Origin of the sequence: Kineothrix alysoides, from assembly GCF_000732725.1 — a bacterium.
In the GTDB taxonomy this organism is placed as follows: domain Bacteria; phylum Bacillota; class Clostridia; order Lachnospirales; family Lachnospiraceae; genus Kineothrix; species Kineothrix alysoides.
The window spans coordinates 174,041-193,811 of the sequence record NZ_JPNB01000003.1 but is presented as its reverse complement, the minus strand read 5'-3'; the positions used below and the strand labels follow the sequence as shown (position 1 = coordinate 193,811).

The window sequence follows — 19,771 nt, the reverse complement described above, 5'->3', positions numbered from 1 at the left end:
GGATGGATGACATGAAAAAAATATTAAACCGAAGCGGCGACATTGTAACACAAAGTATACAAGGCTTTCTGGCTGCCTACGATAAATATTTCGAGGCAGTTCCGGAGACGAACTGCATTGTCTATAAGAATAGAAGAAAAGGGAAGGTTTCCCTGGTCATTGGCGGCGGCAGCGGGCATGAGCCTTTATTTTCCGGATTCGTAGGAAAAGGACTGGCTGACGCATCTGCCAACGGCAACATATTCGCATCTCCCAATCCGCAGGTAATTACCGAAACTGCGAAGGCGGTAGATGAAGGCAAGGGAGTTTTGTTTATCTATGGAAATTATGAAGGAGATAACCTGAATTTCGATATGGCCGAAGAAATGTGCGGCTTTGAGGATATAAAGACTGCACATGTACGTGTGTGGGATGATTGTGCATCCGCCCCGAAGGAAAGAATCGAAGACCGCAGAGGTATTGCGGGCGACATCTACGTGATCAAGGTTGCGGGAGCTGCTTGCGATGCCGGCCTTTCCTTAGAAGAAGTGCTGCGCGTGACCGAGAAGGCGAGAGATAATATAAACACCATCGGTCTTGCTACATCGCCCGGCTCCATTCCCGGACTAAACAAGCCGACCTTTGAATTAGGAGAGGATGAAATTGAATTCGGAATGGGTATGCACGGAGAGCCGGGTATTGAAAGAACTACCATGAAGCCGGTGGATGAGCTGGTGGATCGCATGTATGATGAACTAAAGAGGGAAATGTCTCTTAATTCTGATGACGAGGTAGCTGTCCTTGTAAACGGCTTGGGTTCCACTACGCTTGTGGAACTCAACACAGTATATTATGAATTGGACAAGCATTTAAAGAGCGAGGGAATAAAAGTTCATGACGCGGAGATAAAAAGCTGGTGTACTTGTCAGGAAATGGGTGGATTCTCTATTACTATTTTAAGGCTGGACGAGGAACTGAAAAAATATTATGACGCTTCTTGCTGTTCCCCCTATTACGCGAGGGAGGCTTTGATATGAAAAGTATTAATGTAGAAACCTGTAAGCAAATGATTATAGCGGCATGCGATGCGATTATCGACAGCAAAGAATACCTCACAGAGGTAGACAGTAAAATCGGAGACGGCGACCATGGAATAGGAATGTCCGGCGGTATGGAGAAAGCAAAAGCCGCGCTTTTGGCAAAAGATGATTTGGCGACGATTAACGATGTATTCAAAACCACAGGAATGCAGATGCTCAATTCCATGGGCGGAGCGTCCGGTGTTATATTTGGATCAATGTTCCTTGGAGGTATCAAGGACTTGGAACCGGCGACAGAATTGGACGGAGAGTTGTTTTCCAAGATAATCAGTGCATCTGTCAAAACAATCAAGCTTCGCGGAAAAGCGGAAATCGGCGATAAAACGATGGTGGATGCGTTAGAACCCGCAGCAGCGGCTCTCGAAAAGGCGGACAAGGATGATTTGACGCTTCTTATGGGAGATGCGGCTATGGCGGCAGCCGGCGGAGTAGAAGCGACGAAGGATATGGTGGCGAAATTCGGCAGAGCGAAATCCTTGATGGAACGTGCAATCGGCTTCCAGGATGCCGGAGCGACCTCCGTAATGATTATATTTGAAGCAATGCACAGGTATTTGCAAGCGCAGGAATAGTTCCCTGGTAAAACTGGTAAAATGTGAATAAAAAAAGAACAAATTAAGAATAAATTATAAATAAAATAAGAATAATTATTGAAGAAAAGAGTCTGGATTTTAATTTCATCCATTCTCTTTTTTTATCCAAAATTAACCTGCTTTCAAATGTGTACAAAATAAACAAAAAACGATTCAAAAACACGAATGAAATACGATAAGAAATGTGTAAAATATACAACAATCATAATATCTTTCGTGAAAAAATATATTTTTTCATGAAAGATATTGACAAAACTCTGGATTATATGTATACTTCTATTAAATTCTTAATAAAAGTGAAACGCAAAGAGTGGCATGGAAAATGGAGCGGAAAAAGCAGTATATATTCCGTCCGGACGGTAAAGAATTATCAGGTAGAAGGATGTGTTTAAAAAATGTCATATGTAGATAAATACCGACAATACCTCGAAGAAAGCACTTCTCTTGCAGCATACAGCAAAAAAGAGGGAAAGGCACCTGTATTCGCATATACAAGCAATTTGGATGTGGTGTTGGTCTGGGATTCGAAAATATACAATGAAATATTGGATACCTATTTAATAGAAGAGCCTTATGTCAAGGAAGGCGACGTTATGAATACGTTAGAAGACTTTGCCCGTATCAGCAGCTTTTATCTGATGCAGGGACTTGGCGGTAACTTCGATATTACAAATATCTCGGTGTGCGATTACCTGAAGGAAATGTTTGTATCCGAATTTGCATTGGGAGGCACTTGCGCACAAGCGGCGGCGGCCATAGGAACGATGGGATTCCCTGTTACCGTTCATTTGACAGACGCGTGCAGGAAAGTATCGGAGATGATGGATCACGAAGGAACGACAATCATCGAAGGAGATGAAAAAGTACCCATTATGAAGGGGACGTCCATGGAGGAGCCGGTGTATCATTTTATTCTCCAATTTAACAAGGGCGATAGGATACGGGTTCTGGGACGGGAAATAGAAATACCGCTGTCCAACCGTTTGATACTTTTCTACGATACAGTACACAAGAAAGTTCCTATTAAGAAAGAATTTCTGGATTATTGGAACAAAGAGGATAAGTCACCTTCTTCCTATTTAATATCCGGTTTTGATGCAATCATAGATTCCGGAATCATGGAGGAGCGTCTGCGGGAGCTTATCCCTCATTTGGAGACGATGCGTAAGAAGCATCCGGAGACAGTGATATATTTCGAAGGTGCTTTCTATATGAACCCTAAGGTGAAAGAGCAGGTCTCGGATACATTCGGAAGATATGCTCATATCATCGGAATGAACGAAGAAGAGTTGGAGCAGCAGGCAAAACGCTTCGGATACGAAATAGACATTGAGACCATAGAGGACGTGTTGAAAGGCTTGGAAGTACTTCTTTCCAAGTATCCGGTCAAGGGAATTGTCCTTCATACGAAAGATTATGCCATGTATTACGGCGAGGAGCTTAAGGGCGTGGATATCGAACGAGGGCTGACCATGGGAAATATCATGTCGGCTACGAGAGCAAGAATAGGCAGATACGGGAATCCTGTGGAATGCGAAGAGACTCTTTTATTAGCTCTCAGCGAAAGAGGACTTCAATTCGCCGAAGCAGCAGGTAAGCAGGATACGAAGCGCATGATCAAGGTGGTTCCTTCCAGATATCTGGAGCGCCCCAAGTATACCATAGGCTTGGGCGATACGTTTACCGCAGGCGTACACACCTGCTTTATCCTTTAATAGGAAAGTGCTCCTATTAAAGAAAGATGGATGCGCAGCTGCGCGCGTAGAACAAAAGCTGTGCTGTTAAAGAATTTGGCAGCGAGAGTGTACGAAGCACACTTTTGTTCAAAGAAAATAGAAACGGTGAGGAGGAATGTACAATGTCATATTTAATGGGAATTGATTTAGGAACCTCCAGCCTGAAAGTATTGATTATAGATGAAAATGGTGTGGTAAAAGCAGTCTGCGCCAGAGATTATCAATTTGCCTCTCCTTATAACGGATATGCGGAGCATGATCCGAGACATTGGTGGGAAGCCTGTGTTTCGGCTATAAGGGAAGCCCTTCCAAAGAGCGGTGTAAAACCGGAGGAAATTGCGGGAGTGAGCTTTTCGGGACAGATGCACGGAGCCGTTATGCTGGACGAGAAGAAGGAAGTCATACGGCCGGCCATCCTTCATTGTGACGCCAGATCCTCAAAGCAGGTGAAATATATGAAGGAGACGCTGGGAGATAAAAGGCTGAAAGAACTTGTCATGAATCCGATTTATTCGGGATTTCTGCTCCCCTCCCTATTGTGGGTAAGGGAAAACGAGCCTGAGAATTATAAACGGGTGCGCCACGTGTGTCTCCCCAAGGATTATATAAAATTTAGGCTTACCGGTGAAATTACTTCCGATTATTCGGATGCCTCTGCGACACTCGCTTTTGATATTAAAAACGGAAGCTGGTCGAAAGAGATTTTGGATATTTTTTCTGTTCCGATAGAGATTTTTCCTCCTTGCTTTAATACCGATGAAGCGGTGGGGAGAGTCAGTGAGGAAGCTTCAAGGCAAACAGGACTGTCCGTGAAAACGATAGTTGCTGCAGGCGGCGGAGATCAGGTAATGCAGGGAATCGGAAACGGTATTACATTCGCAGGAGGTTCCTCCGTAAATATAGGAACAAGCGGACAAGTGTCTTTCCAAAGCGATATACCGATTTTGAACCCTGGGCTTTCCACCAATACCTTCTGCGGCTATAAAAAAGGCAGATGGATTACCATGGGAGCTATCATGAATGCAGGAATCTCTTTAAAATGGTGCAACAAGCTGTTAGGACAGACGGATTATAAGAAAATAGACGAAGCGGTAAGCAGGGTAGTTCCGGGAAGCAACGGTGTCATATTCCTTCCTTATTTAAACGGAGAGAGGACGCCTCACTTGAATCCTGATATCAGCGGCGAATTCGTAGGAGTGAATATCAATACGGGGCCGATAGAACTGACGAGAGCTGTGATGGAAGGCGTTTCCTATGCGCTGATGCAGTGTATCGAGCTGTGCGGTGAACTAGGGCTAAAGACCAAGGACTACATGGTAGCATCAGGAGGAGGTGCGAGAAGCACTCCGTGGTTACAGATGCAGGCAGATATCTATAACATACCCTTAAGGGTAATGGAAACTGAGGAACAGGCCAGCTTAGGAGCAGCGATTGCGGCAGGAGTAGGAGCCGGAATCTTTAAGGATATAGAGGAAGGGTGTAAAAACACCGTTCGCTACAAAGACATGGAGATAATCCCAGACGCTGCCAGACACCGTATTTATGAGGAATATTACGGATTGTTCAAAGAGATATATAAGGCGAGCGGCCGTGTATTAGAACAGGTCACTCTGCTGGGGAGAAAAATTGAAAAAGAAAATTTGTTTGAATGAAAAATGGAGGTGAAAGCGTTGGAAAAGAACACAGACGGTAAGAATGAGTATATTTTACAATGCGAAGGTATCAGCAAGGCGTTCGGAGGAACACAGGCACTTAAAGATGTTCAGCTGTACGTGAAACCAGGCGAGGTACATGCTCTGATGGGAGAAAACGGTGCCGGCAAATCTACGCTCATGAAAATTGTAATCGGTCTTCATAAGCAGGACAAAGGGGAAATCATCTTTGAAGGGCAGCCCTATCAGGTGAAAGGGCCGGTAGATGCTATTAATGCCGGAATCGCGATGATTCATCAGGAATTGAATCCGGAACCGCATCTATCCATCGCAGAAAGCATTTTCCTTAAGAGGGAAGATACGGTAGGTAAGTTTTTTCTCAATAAGAAAAAACAAAACGAAAGAGCAGGAGAAATATTAAAGCAGTTCGATTTCCCTTACGGGCCCAAGACATTGATTAAGGAACTGACGCTGGCACAGGTTCAGATGGTGGAAATCATTAAAGCGGTATCCTCGGATGCGAGAATGATTATTATGGATGAGCCTACATCCTCTTTGGACAGTGAAGAGACAGATCACCTGTTCCGCGTTATCAGGGAACTGAAGGCGAAGGGTGTGGCGATTATCTACATTTCACACCGTATGGAAGAAATTTTCAAGATATGTGATACCGTATCGGTATTCCGAGACGGAATGTTTATCACATCCGCTCCTCTGTCTGAAATATCCAGAGATGAACTGATCTCTAAAATGGTAGGACGTAAGGTGGAGAACGTATTTCCGAAGGTGGACTGCAAGATCGGCGATGTCGTATTCAAAGCGGAAAACTTAAGCGGAAAGGGATTTAAGGATATTAACTTCGAGGTGCGTGCAGGTGAAATACTGGGAGTTTCGGGCTTGGTAGGCTCAGGACGAAGCGAGACGATGAGGGCGATATTCGGACTTGACCCCATAGACGGCGGTAAGATGTATCTGGAAGGCAAGGAGATCAAAAATAAAAATCCTCGCGCAGCCATTAACAAAGGAATCTGTATGGTAAATGAGGATAGAAAGAACTACGGCTTATGTCTGCTGCGTTCCCTGAGGGAAAACATTTCCCTTCCTAATCTTCCCCAAAAGCAGAAAGGTCTTTTGATCAATCAAAGGCGGGAAATGAAGGAATGCGAAGAAGTGGCGAAGCAGCTCACCGTAAAAGCAGCCAGCATAGAGCACGACGCCTTTTCGCTAAGTGGTGGAAACCAGCAGAAGGTAGTAATTGCGAAATGGATTATGGCAAATCCCAAGCTTCTTATTTTGGATGAGCCTACCAGAGGTGTGGATGTCGGAGCTAAATCGGAAATCCATTCTCTTATGTGTCAGTTTGCTGCCAAAGGTATGGCGGTTATAATGATTTCTTCAGAACTGCCGGAAATTATGGGTATGAGCGACCGCATCCTTATTTACCATGAAGGAACTATAAACGGAGAGGTTACAAGAGAGGAAATCTTAAGCTCATCAGCAACGGAAGAAGTTATTTTAGCCAAGGCTTTCGGCGGTAAATAGAGGAGGATAGGAAAATGACAGGAAAAATCAAAGTAAAGAGTATGAATAACGATAATTTAAAAATGTTCATGGGAAAATACGGAATCGGTCTCGTTCTGCTTCTGATGATGGTGGTAATCGGTATTATGGAGCCGACATTCGCCACTTCCAAGAACTTTATGAACGTAGCTACTCAGGTAGCCATTAACGGTATGATTTCCTATGGTATGTGTCTTGCAATCACTACCGGTGGTATCGACTTGGCGGTTGGCGCCCAATTAGCTCTGACGAGCTGCGTGCTTGGCGTTACGATTACCAACAGTGGAATGAACGTTTGGACGGCATGCGGGGTTGCTCTTATGGTAGCTACCTTCTTCGGATTTTTGAACGGCTTTTTAATCGCTAAATTTAACATGTTCCCCTTCGTTGTAACCTTATCCACACAGTTGATTATCCGTGGATTGTCTCAGGTTATCAGCGGCGGTAAGGCAATTTCTCTTACGAGCGAAGCCTTTAAGGGTATTTACTCCAATAAGTTTTTAGGATTGCCGATTCCGATCGTTATATTAATTGTAATTTCGATCATTATGTATCTTTTGCTTCACTGGACCAAGTTCGGACGTTATATCTTCGCGGTAGGCGGCAACGTAAACGCTGCAATCGCTTCCGGCGTCAGCGAGTTCTGGACGAAAGTCGGTGTATATACGGTCAGCGGATTTTTGGCAGGCGTTGCGGCGATTATCTTTACCGCAAAGACAGGATCTGCACAATCCAATATCGGTGTAGGTTATGAGACGGACGCGGTTGCGGCCTGCGTGCTCGGAGGTACATCCTTCGCAGGTGGTATAGCGACGGTTCCCGGAGTACTTATGGGTATCTTCATCATCGGCTTTATCTACAACGGCATGAACCTGATCGGCGTGTCTTCCTATTATCAATCGATTGTAAAGGGCTGTGTTATCATTGGTGCCGTACTGCTCGATATGGTAATGAATAAAAGGAACCGATAAAGGGTAACATTTTACCGACACGAAAAATCAACCCAGGTGATAACTTTTAGGTATCTCTATATAGAAAATACAATACCCGAAAGTATTACAATATTTAATTAGCACTCATGGATTCATAAGAAAAAGGAGGAAATAATTATTATGATGAAAAAAGTATTAGCAATCACAATGGCAATCACAATGACCTTCGGTCTGATGGCATGCGGCAGCACCAAAACAGAAACCGCTGAGCCTGCAGCTCCGGCAGAAACGACAACAGAGGAAACGACAGAAGCAGAAACAACAACAGAAGATGCAGTGGCAGAAGTTGCCGCAGGCGCTGATGTGAACGGCGATGGAAAAGTAATTGTTGGATATATCTCCAAGAACTTAACAGACCCTTTCCACGCACCGATCAATGAGTATGCGGAAAAAACATTGAACCAGATGAAGAGTGACGGCGTTATCGATGACTGGACAGGAATCCTCGATGGTGAGACAGATCCTAACAAGCAGATCGACCGTGCTGACGAATGTATTACAAAAGGCTGTGATGCAGTTATTGTCCTTCCGGCTGAGTCAGAAGCATCCGACCCTGCAGTAACAAAGCTTGCAGACGCAGGTATTAACGTAATCGTTGTTAACTCCAAGACAACCAGCACAGATGCAAGAGCAATTGCTTACTGCGGTTCCAATGACGTAGAAGCAGGCAAGATGCTCGGCGAATGGGTTGTTAAGAATGTTCCCGACGGCGGAAAATATATCCACTGCACAGGTATTCTTGGAAACTCCGCACAGATCGACCGTGGAGCAGGTATTGCGGAAGTTATGTCTGCACATCCTGAATTCGAAATGGTTGGCGAGCCCGATACACAGTGGTCAGGCGATAAGGCAGCAAATGCTACGACAGACGCTATTGCACAGTATGGTGATGAATTAGTAGCTGTTATCTGCGATAACGACGATATGTCTTCCGCAGCACAGCGTGCAGCTAACGATGCAGGCAGAAGCGACATTATTTGCGTAGGTGTAGATGGAAACCAGAACCCGTTACAGATGATTAAAGACGGCGACTTAGGCGCTACCGTACTTCAGGACGGTGTTGGCCAGATTGCTGCTGCTATCAACGTTATTACAGCTTTGATCAATGGCGAAGAATATGACTCCGCACCGGTTATTCCTTTCGTACTCATTACGAAAGATAACGTAGATGAATATTTGCAATAAAAAATTATAATTTTCCGAAAAGTGCTGATTAAAATATTGAATTTGTAATGAAGGGAGGAGTTTGGATGGATAGTCCGGCTCCTCTTGTTTCTTGAAGAGGGAAATTTTAATAGAAAAGGAAGGAAATGGAAGATGAAAATAGCGATTGGATGCGATGAGGCGGCATATGCTTTGAAAGTAGAGATTATGAAGCACCTGGAAGAGACGGGGGTGGAATATGACGATTTCGGAGCAAACAAAGGGGAAGTAGTACTTTACCCGGATGTGGCAAAGGATGTTGCCGAGGCGGTGGCCGACGGCAGATATGAAAGAGGCATCCTCGTATGCGGTACGGGGATCGGGATGGCGATTACGGCGAATAAGGTGCCCGGCATCAGGGCTGCGGTATGTCATGACCCCTTTTCCACAGAGCGCTCCAGAAAGAGCAATGACGCGCAGATTATGTGTATGGGCGAACGTGTCATAGGCGTAGAACTGGCAAAGTACCTGGTAGATATCTGGCTGAAATGCGATTTTGCGGGCGGCGGCTCTAAGCCTAAGGTGGACAGAATTATGGAAGTAGAGCAGTCCTATCTGGCTGGAAAATAAGAATCCGGAGAGGAATGAGGAAGGGAGCATACTGCAAAATGGATAAAAAATTATATTTTGGAACCAATTTAAAAATGTACAAGACTATCGAAGAAACGGTATCATATCTTAAGAAGCTGGTGGAAAATACGAAGGATATAAGCAGGGATGAGATAGAGCTTTTTGTCATACCGTCGTATACCTCGTTAAGCGCAGCCGTTACATCTGTGGATCGCAGCTTTATCAAGCTGGGCGCGCAGAATATGTGCTGGGAAGATCAGGGGCAGTTTACAGGAGAGATTTCTCCGCTCATGCTGAAGGAGCTGGCACTGGATATGGTCATGATCGGTCATTCTGAGAGACGGCATGTATTCGGAGAAAAAGACAGAGAAGAAAACCTTAAAGTAAAGGCTTCCCTGGCCCATGGATTCGATACGCTTTTGTGTATCGGCGAGACTCTGGAAGAAAAGGAATACGGCATCAGCCCGGAGATTCTTCGTACCCAGCTCAAGGTAGGCTTCCATGGCGTTTCCAGGGAGCAGGCGGACAAGATCAAGGTGGCTTACGAGCCGGTATGGTCCATCGGAGTAAATGGTATTCCGGCTTCGGCAGAGTATGCCGAAGAGATGCACAAGGTGATCAAGAACTGTCTGGAAGAGCTGTTCGGAGAGAAGAGCGCAGAGATTCCCGTTTTATACGGTGGAAGCGTGAATCCGGGAAATGCGGAGGCGATGATTGTCCAGCCTTCTATCGACGGACTTTTTACCGGACGTGCCGCATGGCAGGCGGATGACTTTGACAAACTGATCCGTCAGGCGATGAATGCTTATGAAAAAAGATAAAGGACAAACGAAAAAGAAAAATTATTTGGATAGAATGCTTTACCATATTTCATCCTGCATGCTGCCCGTGATACCGGTGTTGGTGGCAGGAGGGCTGCTGAAGCTGGGAGTTTTACTTCTGGGATACACGCCTCTGATACAAGCCTTCCCGGATACGAAGGTGATTCTGGAAGCTATCAGCAACGCTCCCTTTTATTTTCTTCCTCTCATCGTGGCTTATACGGCAGGGAAGCATTTTGAGGCAGATGTGGTCAGCGCCATGGCGGCGGCAGGAACGTTGCTGCTTCCAAGCTTCATCAATCTGATGGAGCAGGAAAACAGCGTGCTTTTCATGGGAATTCCGGTCTATCGGATGACTTATGCCTATACGGTATTTCCCATCATTGTTTTGATTTATTTGATGAGTGTGTTTGAGAAGGTGTTGGAAAAGTGGCTAAAAGGTGTGCTTAGGGATATATTTCTGCGTTTTTTGCTCATACTGATTACGGCACTTGCAGGAATGCTTGTGGCAGGGCCGCTGGTGGATGTGGTCAGCCAGGGCGCACTTGCAGGAATCTCGTGGCTTCAGGTCAACATCCCGGTTCTTGCATGGGCGATATTCGGTGCTACTGCTCCTTTGCAGATTATGGTAGGAGCTCACTGGGTGTTTGTCAGTCTGGTCATTCAGAATTTAGGAGCCTTCGGTGAAGAGAGTGGCTTTATGGTCGGTTATTTTATGCTTACCATGTCACTTATGGCAGTCACTCTCGTTACGATGCTGAACAGCAAGGAAAAGGAGAAGAGAAGTTCAGTGCTGGCAGTACTGATTACCGTAACCTTCACGGGGACTACGGAGCCGGTCTTATACGGCATCTGCCTGACGGACAAGATCGCTTTGCTGGCGGCGGTGGCAGGAGGCGCAGCAGGAGGAATTTATCAGGGGCTTGTGACGATTCATACATACGTCTATGCGTTCCCTACGGTGTTCTCTATTTTGATATTTCAAAGCGACAAGGATCCGGGTAATTTAATAGAGGCCGCGGTGGCAGGAGTCATTTCTTTTTCGGTTGCACTCTTCGTTATGCTGCTCGGTCATAGAAAAAATAATATATTTGCGGGAAAAGCTTGAAAATAAAAGAAAAAAGAGGCAAAATAGAAAAGACGACCAGAAAGGGGATAAAAGCGATGTTAGACAGACCTGTATTGGATGTAATAAGAGATAATTACGAAAAAATATTTTCTGCTGAAAGAAAAGTGGCGGATTATGTCTTGGAATATCCGCAAGAGACGGTAAACGCTACGGTTTCCGAGCTGGCGAAGGTGAGCGGAGTCAGTGACGCGACGGTAGTCAGAATGTGCTCTCATTTGGGCTATAAGGGTTATTATCAATTCCGCCTGATGCTGGCCAAGGATGTGGGAAGAGATGACGATAAAAGCAGTGAAGGCATACAGAACGAAGGAAATGCAATAGGAAAGGTTTTTCAAGACTATGCCAATACCATGTTAGCTATCGGTGAGAACATGGAGGAGCATGACGTGATGGAATGCGTGAATCTGATCAAGACCTGCGGAGAGGCTCATGTCATAGCTATGGGCAATACGACCCCGTTAGCACTCTATATGGGATTCCGACTGGGAAGATTAGGTGTGAAATGCAGCTGCGGAATCTCACCGGAATATTTTTTGAATCATGTGAACCTTGCGACGAAGGATGATATTATCATAGCGATATCTCAGTCGGGCAGATCGAAGCAGGTGATTCAAGGTGTGGAAATGGGCAAGGAGAAGGGGCTTAAGGTAATTGCGATTACGGGCTACAGGCAGTCGCCCATCGCGCAGCTTTCCGACTATGCGCTGATATCCAACGCTAAGAAGGAGACCTTTGGTTTTTATAAGAATTATGAACATTTGAAAGAGATGGCGACCATTGACGCATTGCTGGAATTTGTAATGAACTGGGAAAAGATTCAGGAAACGAATGCGGATAAACCGGAAGTTATATTGATGGAATACAAGTTATAGAATTTATAGAAATAGAATAAATTGGGAAAAGTAACTGCCTGTGCGCTGCCTTGTATGCGGCGCTCGGGCAGTATTTAGCTGTTTTGTTTATTTAATTGCAGATTTCAGGAGGTTCTTGCGCGTTCTTGCGGGCATTCAGTTCGTCCCGGAAGATTTCTATATACGAAGCGCCGAAGTGATGCATGAGTTCCAAAATAGGAATGATTCGCTTTCCGATATCTGTAATTTCATATTCTACTTTGGGAGGAACGGTAGGATACACGTGCCTCATGATTAAGTGATCGTCTTCCAGGCTTCGAAGCTGTTTGGTAAGCATCTTCTGGGTAACGTCGGGCATACGCTTTAAAATTTCGTTGTAGCGCAGTACCTTGTTGCTGAGAAACCATAAAATCATAATTTTCCGTTTGCCGGAAAGCAGTTTATGAGCCAGAACCATAGGACATAAATCGTCTTTTAAGCAGGTTTCTCTCATAAAACAGTTCTCGTGTTTTTTTTCGTTTGTTTCCATGAATATGTCAACACCTTTCCACTTTCCCAATACTTGGAAATATAGTATAATTATAATGAAATTAAGTATACGATTAAGGTATAATTTCCTGTCAGGGAATGGTATACTAAATGATACTAAGGTACTTTAAAGTACCTTCTTGTGAATCTGGATTACATCCATTATTATATATAGATGATGCAATTTTATGTCTATATTTATTATACAAGAAAGTGAAATGTTTTGCAAACAATTACAGTATTATAATCCCATTGCTGCAATTCGGTTATTGCGATTCAGTTTGTTAAAAATTTCACGGCATTTCACGTTATTTTATTAATGGATGAAAAGGAGTCTGGATATCGACCTACGGGATACCCAAGGAGAAGAAGCGATGAAGAAAGTAGTAATTATAGGAGCAGGCTATGCCGGCATTCTGACAGCGAAGAAGCTCGCAAAGAGACTTAAAAAACAGGGAGATGTGGAAATAACCATTATCGATAAGAATCCCTTCCATACTATGCTCACAGAGCTGCACGAGGTAGCGGCGGGCAGAGTGGACGAAGACAGTATTAAAATCAGCTTGAAGAAGGTATTCGCAGGAAGAAAAGTGAATGTGAAGCTGGATACCGTAACGGAAGTTGATTTTGCGGCGAAGACGATAAAAGGCGAAGAAGCCTCTTATGAATATGATTATCTGGTAATAGCATCCGGTTCCAGACCGACATTTTACGGGGTTCCCGGAGCGGAGGAGTTTACCTTCAAGCTCTGGTCTTATGAAGATGCTATCTTGTTGAAAGACCATATTCTCAATGTTTTCCGTAAAGCGGCAGCAGAGAGAAACCCCGATGAGAGAAAACAGCTGCTGACCTTCTATGTGATCGGCGCAGGCTTTACCGGTGTAGAGATGGTAGGAGAACTTGCGGAATATGTGCCTATCCTCTGTGAGAAATATGAAATCAACAGAGATGAAGTGACCATGGTAAATGTGGATGGTTTGAGCAGACCGATTCCGAACCTTCCTGAAAAGTTATCCGCTAAGGTCGCTAAGAGAATGAATAAAATGGGAATCGAGCTTTGCATGAATGCCAGTGTGACCCGAGTCACCGAGGACTCCATCGAGTACAAATGTGGCGGCAAGGAGGTTACGAAGAAAGCAGGAACGGTGATCTGGGGGGCAGGAATCCAGAGCAGCACCATTGCCGCAGCTTCGGCCGACGCTCTGGAAAAGCAAAGAGGCGGGCGCATCCCTGTAGATAAATACTTACGTTCCACCAAGGACGAATCAGTATATGTTGTCGGCGATAACATGTATTTCGTTCCCGAAGGACAAGAGGTATCCGTTCCCCAGATGGTGGAGAACGCAGAGCAGAGTGCTGATACGGCAGCTCACAACATCGTCAGTGCAATTACGGAAAATGGCGGGATGGAAGAATATAAGCCGGCTTTCCACGGCGTAATGGTTTGTGTAGGAGGACGTTATGGAGCGGCTCATGTAGGACTTCCGGGGCATTTCTTCAGCCTTCCTTCGTTCCTCGCTATGTTTGCCAAGCACTTTATCAATATCGTTTATTTTATTCAGGTATTAGGATGGAATAAAATATTCAGCTATGTAAAACATGAATTTTTCACAGTACGCGACTGCAGGAGCTTTGTGGGCGGACACTTCTCTAACAGAACGCCCAGCTTCCTTCTCGTTCCATTGAGGTTCTGGCTCGGTGCGGTGTGGCTGTTCGAGGGAATTATGAAGGTGGTAGAGGGTTGGTTCAGGGAGCCGAAGCTTCAGGGCTTTTTCGGCGGTGCCAGCGCATGGTATGAAAGCATATTGAATCCCGGCAGTGCGGCAGCGGCAGATGCGGTAAGCTCGGCAACTACTGCGGCAGCAGGAGCAGCAGCGGCAGCCGATACGGTAAGTGCGGCGACGGGCACAGTAGCGGCAGCAGCAGATGCAGTGAGTGCGGCAACGGGTGCAGCAGCAGCGACGGCAGTTTCAGCAGGACATGTGATATTCAACTGGAATATTTTAGGGCTTTTCCGAATGATATTTGTCAGCGGAACGGATCTGGCATCTTCGACCTTGAGCGACTTGGCATTCAAGCTGAATGTTCCGCTTATGAACTGGTTCGTCGATACGTGGATTCTTCCCTATAACTGGGTACAGATGGCGATGCAGATTTTTATCGTCATAGCAGAAATTTTAATCGGCCTTGCGCTGATGGGCGGACTCTTCACTTCTCCCGCAGCGGCAGTTTCTCTGGTGTTGCAGTTTATGTTCGTATGCACTACAGGATTGTATCTTGGAACCTTCTGGATGATCTTTGCGGGTATTGCCGTACTGATCGGAGCAGGAAGGACGCTGGGACTCGATTACTATGCGATGCCGGCTCTGAAGAAGCTTTGGAAGAAAATACCGTTGATCCGGAAACTGTATCTGTATCAGGATTAATAAGATATGGGTGAAGCGATGGAGAAATTGACATATGAGGAAGCCTATGAGCTTGTAAAAGAAGAAATTCAGAAGGCCCTGACCCGATCACCCCGCATAATCAACGAATATTTGACTCATTTATCCGCTTCTCAGGGGAAAATGATTCGTGCGGTTTCCGTACTGATCTGTGCCGGGGACGGAGAAGGGAAAATTGCTCCGGGGGCGGTGCACGCCGCCGCTGCAATAGAAATCGTTCATCTGGCGTCTCTCGTCCATGATGATATTATCGATAATGCAGACCTGCGAAGAGGCCAGGAGACCCTTCAGAAGAAATATGGGAAGCGCACCGCAGTCATTTGCGGGGATTACCTTCTGAGTCTTGCGCTTAAAATGCTCGCGGCTGTTCCCGACAGAAAAGAATATACGGACATCGATCTGCCCGACTATATAAGCAGGCTGTGTCTGGGAGAGCTGTTACAGCACATTAACAATAAGAATCTGAATCTGACAGTATTCGAATATATAAGAATTATATCCGGCAAAACGGCTGCTCTCTTTGAAGCGTCCTTCTTCGCGGGGGCCGTTTTAGGCGGCAGTGCGGCGGAGGATATAAAGAAATATAAGAAAATCGGAAATTATACAGGCTTGATTTTCCAGCTAAGGGATGACTGCCTGGATTTCGATAAGACGATAGAAGAGGCGAAGAAGCCGGTTCAGTCCGATTATGAGCAGGGAGTCGTTACTCTTCCTCTGATACGCGCTTTGGAGAAACGGCCCGATTTCAGGAAGAAGGCTGAGGCAGGTGAAATTGTCAGGGCGGACATCAACCGGGCAGTGCAAGAAGCCGGCGGTCTGGATTATACCAAAGAGATGATCGAACGGTATTATAAAAAGGCAAAGCGATATATTGACAAGTTGGATGTAACTGAGGAAAAACGCGAGAAAGTGGCCGCGATTGTAAAAAAGGCCGCAGGAATCAAAGCGTAGATGGGTACGGGGAAAAACAATTGCTTGGGAAATTTTTTAACTATATAGAAATTAAAACTAAAATTACGAGCACATTTACATTTATGCTGACAATAGGGTTTCTTCTATATCAGCGGCAGGATATACAGTGGGGAAAGACTCTCGTCTTTTTTGCGGGAATGTTTTTCTTTGACTTGACGACCACGGCGATCAATAATTATATCGATTCCAAGGATAACGGTCAGGTCCTTCCTTTTGAAAGACGGAATGCACTTTTGATTATTTATGCGTTGTTTGGAATCAGTACGGCTTTCGGATTATATCTGGCATACAGTACTGATTTGGTAATTCTTGTTATCGGCGGCATTTGTTTTATATGCGGGGTGCTTTACACTTATGGGCCTCTGCCTATTTCAAGAATGCCTCTCGGAGAGGTGGTATCCGGTTTTTTTTACGGAGCGATAATCCCTTTTATATTGATGTATATCAATATGCCGAAAGGAACGTTCATATCCTACAGTCTGAGCTTTGAGACGGTATCCTTATCCGTACAGGTGGTTCCGATGCTGACCTTGCTTCTTTTTTCCATTACTCCCTTTGCGGTAACGGCAAATGTGATGCTGGCGAACAATATCTGCGATTTGGAGAAGGATATTACGGTAAAGAGGTATACTCTGCCCTATTACATCGGGAAGAAGACGGCGCTGTATCTTTTTGCAGGACTTTATTATATGACTTATGCCGCTGAGATTTTACTGGTGGTATTCGGAATCCTTTCCCCGGTGGTTTTGATTTCGCTTCTTACGATCGTACCCGTACAGAAAAATATTAATAAGTTTTTTAAGAAACAGGAAAAGACCACAACCTTCGGCGTCAGTATTATGAATTTCATTTTAATTATGGGTGCCGGCATTTTGTCAGTTTTCTTATCGGTGATTCTCGACAGGATCATGTAACACATAACTATGTTATTCGTCCGGATAGCCCGGATTGAAATAAAAAAAAGAGCCGCATAGACGGCATTATATGGAGGTAAAATATGAAAAAAGTAATAGCTTTATTACTCTGCATGACTTTAGTAGCAGGAACACTTACCGCATGTGGCGGTACAAAAGAAGCAGCAGCGAAAACCGGCCTTGGAGTTGCGACATCTATCGCAAAATCGACACCGGCAGGTGAAGAAGATGGATTGGCAGAAGTGGATTCCATTATCGCAGCCGTACTCGTTGGAACAGACGGTAAAATTCTGGCTTGTAAAATCGATGCAGCTCAGACAAAGATTAATTTCTCCGCAGAAGGTAAGCTTACAACAGATCCTTCTACGACTTTCCAGACAAAACAAGAACTTGGTACTGATTATGGCATGGGTGCAGCTTCTTCCATCGGCAAAGAGTGGTTCCAGCAGGCAGATGCTTTCGCAGCATATGCGGTAGGAAAGACCATAGATCAAGTTAAGGGTGTTGCGGTAAATGAAGAAGGCGTACCTACGGATGCAGATTTAACTTCTTCTGTAACAATTCATGTAGGCGATTTCATTTCTGCAGTTGATAAGGCAGTAGCAAATGCAAAAGATCTGGGCGCAAAGAGCACGGATAAACTTGGCTTAGGAACTACTACACAAATGTCCAGCTCCACAGATGCAACTGCTGATGCAGAAGGTCTTGCTCAGGCTTATTCCATGTACTCTGTTGTAACGACAGATGCTAACGGGAAAATCACAAGCTGCTATGTAGACGCTTCCCAGGGTAACGTTAACTTCGATGCTACCGGAGCGATTACCTCTGATTTAGCTGCTGCAGTTTCCACAAAGCAGGAACTTGGTGATGCTTACGGAATGAAATCAGCTTCTTCCATCGGCAAAGAGTGGTTCGAGCAGGCAGATAGCTTCTCTTCCTTCGTAACCGGAAAGACTGCATCTGAAGTAAGCGGAATTGCTGTTGACGGTGAAGGTCATGCAGCGGACGCTGATCTTGTAAGCTCCGTAACCGTACATGTAGGTCCTTTCATCGCTGTAGTTGAAAAGGCTGCATCAAACGCGAAATAATAATGAACTTGAAATAATTTACGGGGGATGCATTATTTTTCAAAAAAATAGTGCATCCTCTTTTCATATGGTATAATTAGGAAGCTAATTTTTCAGAGGTGGATAAGTTGAAACAAAAAATTACTGCATTCCTGTTAGGAATGATGATGATATCGATGCTGTCGGCTTGCTCGTTTGGCAAGGATATGCGCTATGAGGCCAGTTTTTTGGAACTGTTCGACACAGCAAGCGTAATCGTAGGATATGCGAAGAGCGAAGAGGAATTCACGAAATACAGTCAGATGATATATGATGAATTAAAGGTATATAACGAACTCTACGATATTTATAATGATTACGAGGGCGTAAACAATATAAAAACGATTAATGACAATGCTGGTATAAAGCCGGTAAAGGTGGATCGGAAAATCATAGATCTCCTTCTGTTTTCCAGGGACTGGTATGAGAAGACAAATGGAGAGATAAACGTGGCCTTTGGTTCCGTGCTCTCTCTATGGCACGATCACCGGACCGCTGGTCTGGACAATCCGGAGAAAGCAACTCTTCCCGATTATGAAGAGCTGAAAGCGAGAAACCAGCACATCGACATCGACGATATGGTCATCGACGAGGAGGCATCCACCATTTATTTGAAAGACCCTGAAATGAGTCTGGACGTAGGGGCTATTGCCAAGGGCTATGCAGTGGAGAGAGCTGCTCTTTTCGCACAGCAGGCGGGCTTTGAGAACGGTATGATTTCCGTAGGGGGAAATGTCAGAACCTTTGGAAACAAGCTCGACGATAACGGTAAGGAAATTCCTTGGAGTGTAGGAATACAGAACCCGGATTTATCCAGCGATGAAAAGACACTTTATGTGTTGAATCTGTCGGGATATTCTCTTGTGACCAGCGGTATTTACGAGCGCTACTACGTAGTGGACGGGAAGCAGTACCATCATATTATCGATCCCAAGACGCTAATGCCGACGGAGTATTTTGTATCCGTTTCTATCATCTGTCCGGATTCCGGGATGGCGGATGCGCTTTCTACGGCGGTATTCAATATGCCTTATGAAGAGGGCAGCAAATTGATCGAGGGGCTTGATGGCGTGGAGGCTCTATGGGTGTTTCCCGACCAGAGCATGAAGTACAGCAGCGGCTTTCAGGCAATGATCAAAGAGTAAATATATGGCGGGCACAGAATGTTGCAGCGCAGCATTCTGTGCACTAATTATTGCTATAAAGCAGAAGGTTAAATAGTAATTATAATGGAATGGTGCAGTCTATGATAAAGAAGAGCGATTTGATTCTTGCCGGAGTGATTCTTATAATTGCACTGGCTGCGATAGTTTTTATAAATGTTACGAAGAAGGAAGGCGCAGTGGTTGTAGTCACTATAGGAGGCGATGTGTATAAGACACTGCCTTTGGATGAAGACACTACGCTTACGATAGGAGATAAACAGGGCGATTATAATGTTTTGGAAATTAGAGGCGGAGAGGCAAAGATGACGGAAGCTAACTGTCCCGACAAAATATGCGTGGCCCATAGAAGTATCCACTACGATCATGAATCCATTATATGTCTGCCTCACGGAGTTTCTGTAGAGATTCGTGACGGAGAGAAGAGCGATGTGGATATGATTGCCAATTAATAAGGA

18 protein-coding genes are annotated in these 19,771 nt (G+C 45.0%); 17 read left to right on the top strand and 1 reads right to left on the bottom strand.

Features of this window, described 5'->3' with window-relative positions:
• The first annotated feature begins 11 nt into the window (after positions 1–11).
• From CC90_RS24740 to CC90_RS0120660, 11 genes are all read left to right on the top strand, one after another.
• Positions 12–1,016 (top strand): dihydroxyacetone kinase subunit DhaK, encoded by a 1,005-nt coding sequence (locus tag CC90_RS24740; protein ID WP_242843365.1) that lies wholly within the window; start codon positions 12–14, stop codon positions 1,014–1,016.
• A complete protein-coding gene (gene dhaL, locus CC90_RS24735) occupies positions 1,013–1,651 on the top strand; it encodes a dihydroxyacetone kinase subunit DhaL (protein ID WP_031392625.1) in 639 nt (212 codons plus the stop codon). The genes CC90_RS24740 and dhaL overlap by 4 nt, the downstream gene beginning before the upstream one ends.
• A 416-nt stretch (positions 1,652–2,067) precedes the next feature.
• Positions 2,068–3,387: an ADP-dependent glucokinase/phosphofructokinase gene (locus CC90_RS0120700; protein ID WP_031392623.1), complete on the top strand. Its 1,320-nt coding sequence runs from the start codon at positions 2,068–2,070 to the stop codon at positions 3,385–3,387.
• A gap of 143 nt (positions 3,388–3,530) precedes the next feature.
• Entirely contained in the window at positions 3,531–5,060 is a 1,530-nt protein-coding gene (xylB, locus tag CC90_RS0120695) for a xylulokinase (RefSeq protein WP_035316004.1), read from the top strand.
• An 18-nt stretch (positions 5,061–5,078) separates the two neighbouring features.
• A complete protein-coding gene (locus CC90_RS0120690) occupies positions 5,079–6,602 on the top strand; it encodes a sugar ABC transporter ATP-binding protein (RefSeq protein ID WP_242843364.1) in 1,524 nt (507 codons plus the stop codon).
• Positions 6,603–6,616: 14 nt separating this feature from the next.
• Positions 6,617–7,591, top strand: a complete 975-nt coding sequence (locus CC90_RS0120685) for an ABC transporter permease (protein WP_051869922.1) — start codon at positions 6,617–6,619, stop codon at positions 7,589–7,591.
• 141 nt (positions 7,592–7,732) lie between these two features.
• The gene (locus CC90_RS0120680; RefSeq protein ID WP_031392619.1) at positions 7,733–8,797 is read left to right on the top strand and encodes a substrate-binding domain-containing protein; all 1,065 of its coding nucleotides are present in this window, start codon (positions 7,733–7,735) and stop codon (positions 8,795–8,797) included.
• Between the two features lie 132 nt (positions 8,798–8,929).
• A complete protein-coding gene (gene rpiB / locus CC90_RS0120675; RefSeq protein ID WP_031392618.1) occupies positions 8,930–9,385 on the top strand; it encodes a ribose 5-phosphate isomerase B in 456 nt (151 codons plus the stop codon).
• Positions 9,386–9,423: 38 nt separating this feature from the next.
• Positions 9,424–10,206 (top strand): triose-phosphate isomerase, encoded by a 783-nt coding sequence (locus CC90_RS0120670; RefSeq protein WP_031392617.1) that lies wholly within the window; start codon positions 9,424–9,426, stop codon positions 10,204–10,206.
• Complete coding sequence (locus tag CC90_RS0120665; protein ID WP_031392616.1) at positions 10,193–11,314, top strand: PTS transporter subunit EIIC; 1,122 nt, start codon at positions 10,193–10,195, stop codon at positions 11,312–11,314. The genes CC90_RS0120670 and CC90_RS0120665 overlap by 14 nt, the downstream gene beginning before the upstream one ends.
• Positions 11,311–12,207 carry a MurR/RpiR family transcriptional regulator gene (locus CC90_RS0120660; protein ID WP_330373268.1) on the top strand — a complete coding sequence of 299 codons (897 nt, stop codon included), beginning with the start codon at positions 11,311–11,313 and terminating at the stop codon, positions 12,205–12,207. The genes CC90_RS0120665 and CC90_RS0120660 overlap by 4 nt, the downstream gene beginning before the upstream one ends.
• 91 nt (positions 12,208–12,298) lie before the next feature.
• Here CC90_RS0120660 and CC90_RS0120655 read toward each other — a convergent pair whose 3' ends face one another.
• The gene (locus CC90_RS0120655; protein WP_242843363.1) at positions 12,299–12,679 is read right to left on the bottom strand and encodes a winged helix-turn-helix transcriptional regulator; all 381 of its coding nucleotides are present in this window, start codon (positions 12,677–12,679) and stop codon (positions 12,299–12,301) included.
• Between the two features lie 409 nt (positions 12,680–13,088).
• On the opposite strand from CC90_RS0120655, the gene CC90_RS0120650 reads away from it, so the two are divergent.
• The 6 genes from CC90_RS0120650 to CC90_RS0120625 all read left to right on the top strand — a co-directional run bounded on the left by CC90_RS0120650 (position 13,089) and on the right by CC90_RS0120625 (position 19,765).
• Positions 13,089–15,140, top strand: a complete 2,052-nt coding sequence (locus CC90_RS0120650) for an NAD(P)/FAD-dependent oxidoreductase (protein WP_031392613.1) — start codon at positions 13,089–13,091, stop codon at positions 15,138–15,140.
• Between the two features lie 6 nt (positions 15,141–15,146).
• A complete protein-coding gene (locus tag CC90_RS0120645; RefSeq protein WP_051869919.1) occupies positions 15,147–16,109 on the top strand; it encodes a polyprenyl synthetase family protein in 963 nt (320 codons plus the stop codon).
• A gap of 83 nt (positions 16,110–16,192) precedes the next feature.
• Positions 16,193–17,044: a UbiA family prenyltransferase gene (locus CC90_RS0120640; protein ID WP_242843362.1), complete on the top strand. Its 852-nt coding sequence runs from the start codon at positions 16,193–16,195 to the stop codon at positions 17,042–17,044.
• A gap of 83 nt (positions 17,045–17,127) precedes the next feature.
• Positions 17,128–18,132 carry a hypothetical protein gene (locus CC90_RS0120635; RefSeq protein WP_031392610.1) on the top strand — a complete coding sequence of 335 codons (1,005 nt, stop codon included), beginning with the start codon at positions 17,128–17,130 and terminating at the stop codon, positions 18,130–18,132.
• Between the two features lie 98 nt (positions 18,133–18,230).
• Positions 18,231–19,295: an FAD:protein FMN transferase gene (locus tag CC90_RS0120630; RefSeq protein WP_031392609.1), complete on the top strand. Its 1,065-nt coding sequence runs from the start codon at positions 18,231–18,233 to the stop codon at positions 19,293–19,295.
• Positions 19,296–19,396: 101 nt separating this feature from the next.
• Complete coding sequence (locus CC90_RS0120625; RefSeq protein WP_157837573.1) at positions 19,397–19,765, top strand: NusG domain II-containing protein; 369 nt, start codon at positions 19,397–19,399, stop codon at positions 19,763–19,765.
• The last annotated feature ends 6 nt before the right edge of the window (positions 19,766–19,771 follow it).

Coding starts and splice junctions, on each gene's coding strand:
- CC90_RS24740 (WP_242843365.1), top strand. CDS start 12: ATGAAAAAAATATTAAACCGAAGCGGCGACATTGTAACACAAAGTATA.
- dhaL (WP_031392625.1), top strand. CDS start 1,013: ATGAAAAGTATTAATGTAGAAACCTGTAAGCAAATGATTATAGCGGCA.
- CC90_RS0120700 (WP_031392623.1), top strand. CDS start 2,068: ATGTCATATGTAGATAAATACCGACAATACCTCGAAGAAAGCACTTCT.
- xylB (WP_035316004.1), top strand. CDS start 3,531: ATGTCATATTTAATGGGAATTGATTTAGGAACCTCCAGCCTGAAAGTA.
- CC90_RS0120685 (WP_051869922.1), top strand. CDS start 6,617: ATGACAGGAAAAATCAAAGTAAAGAGTATGAATAACGATAATTTAAAA.
- CC90_RS0120680 (WP_031392619.1), top strand. CDS start 7,733: ATGATGAAAAAAGTATTAGCAATCACAATGGCAATCACAATGACCTTC.
- rpiB (WP_031392618.1), top strand. CDS start 8,930: ATGAAAATAGCGATTGGATGCGATGAGGCGGCATATGCTTTGAAAGTA.
- CC90_RS0120670 (WP_031392617.1), top strand. CDS start 9,424: ATGGATAAAAAATTATATTTTGGAACCAATTTAAAAATGTACAAGACT.
- CC90_RS0120665 (WP_031392616.1), top strand. CDS start 10,193: ATGAAAAAAGATAAAGGACAAACGAAAAAGAAAAATTATTTGGATAGA.
- CC90_RS0120655 (WP_242843363.1), bottom strand. CDS start 12,679: ATGAGAGAAACCTGCTTAAAAGACGATTTATGTCCTATGGTTCTGGCT.
- CC90_RS0120650 (WP_031392613.1), top strand. CDS start 13,089: ATGAAGAAAGTAGTAATTATAGGAGCAGGCTATGCCGGCATTCTGACA.
- CC90_RS0120645 (WP_051869919.1), top strand. CDS start 15,147: ATGGGTGAAGCGATGGAGAAATTGACATATGAGGAAGCCTATGAGCTT.
- CC90_RS0120640 (WP_242843362.1), top strand. CDS start 16,193: ATGCTGACAATAGGGTTTCTTCTATATCAGCGGCAGGATATACAGTGG.
- CC90_RS0120635 (WP_031392610.1), top strand. CDS start 17,128: ATGAAAAAAGTAATAGCTTTATTACTCTGCATGACTTTAGTAGCAGGA.
- CC90_RS0120625 (WP_157837573.1), top strand. CDS start 19,397: ATGATAAAGAAGAGCGATTTGATTCTTGCCGGAGTGATTCTTATAATT.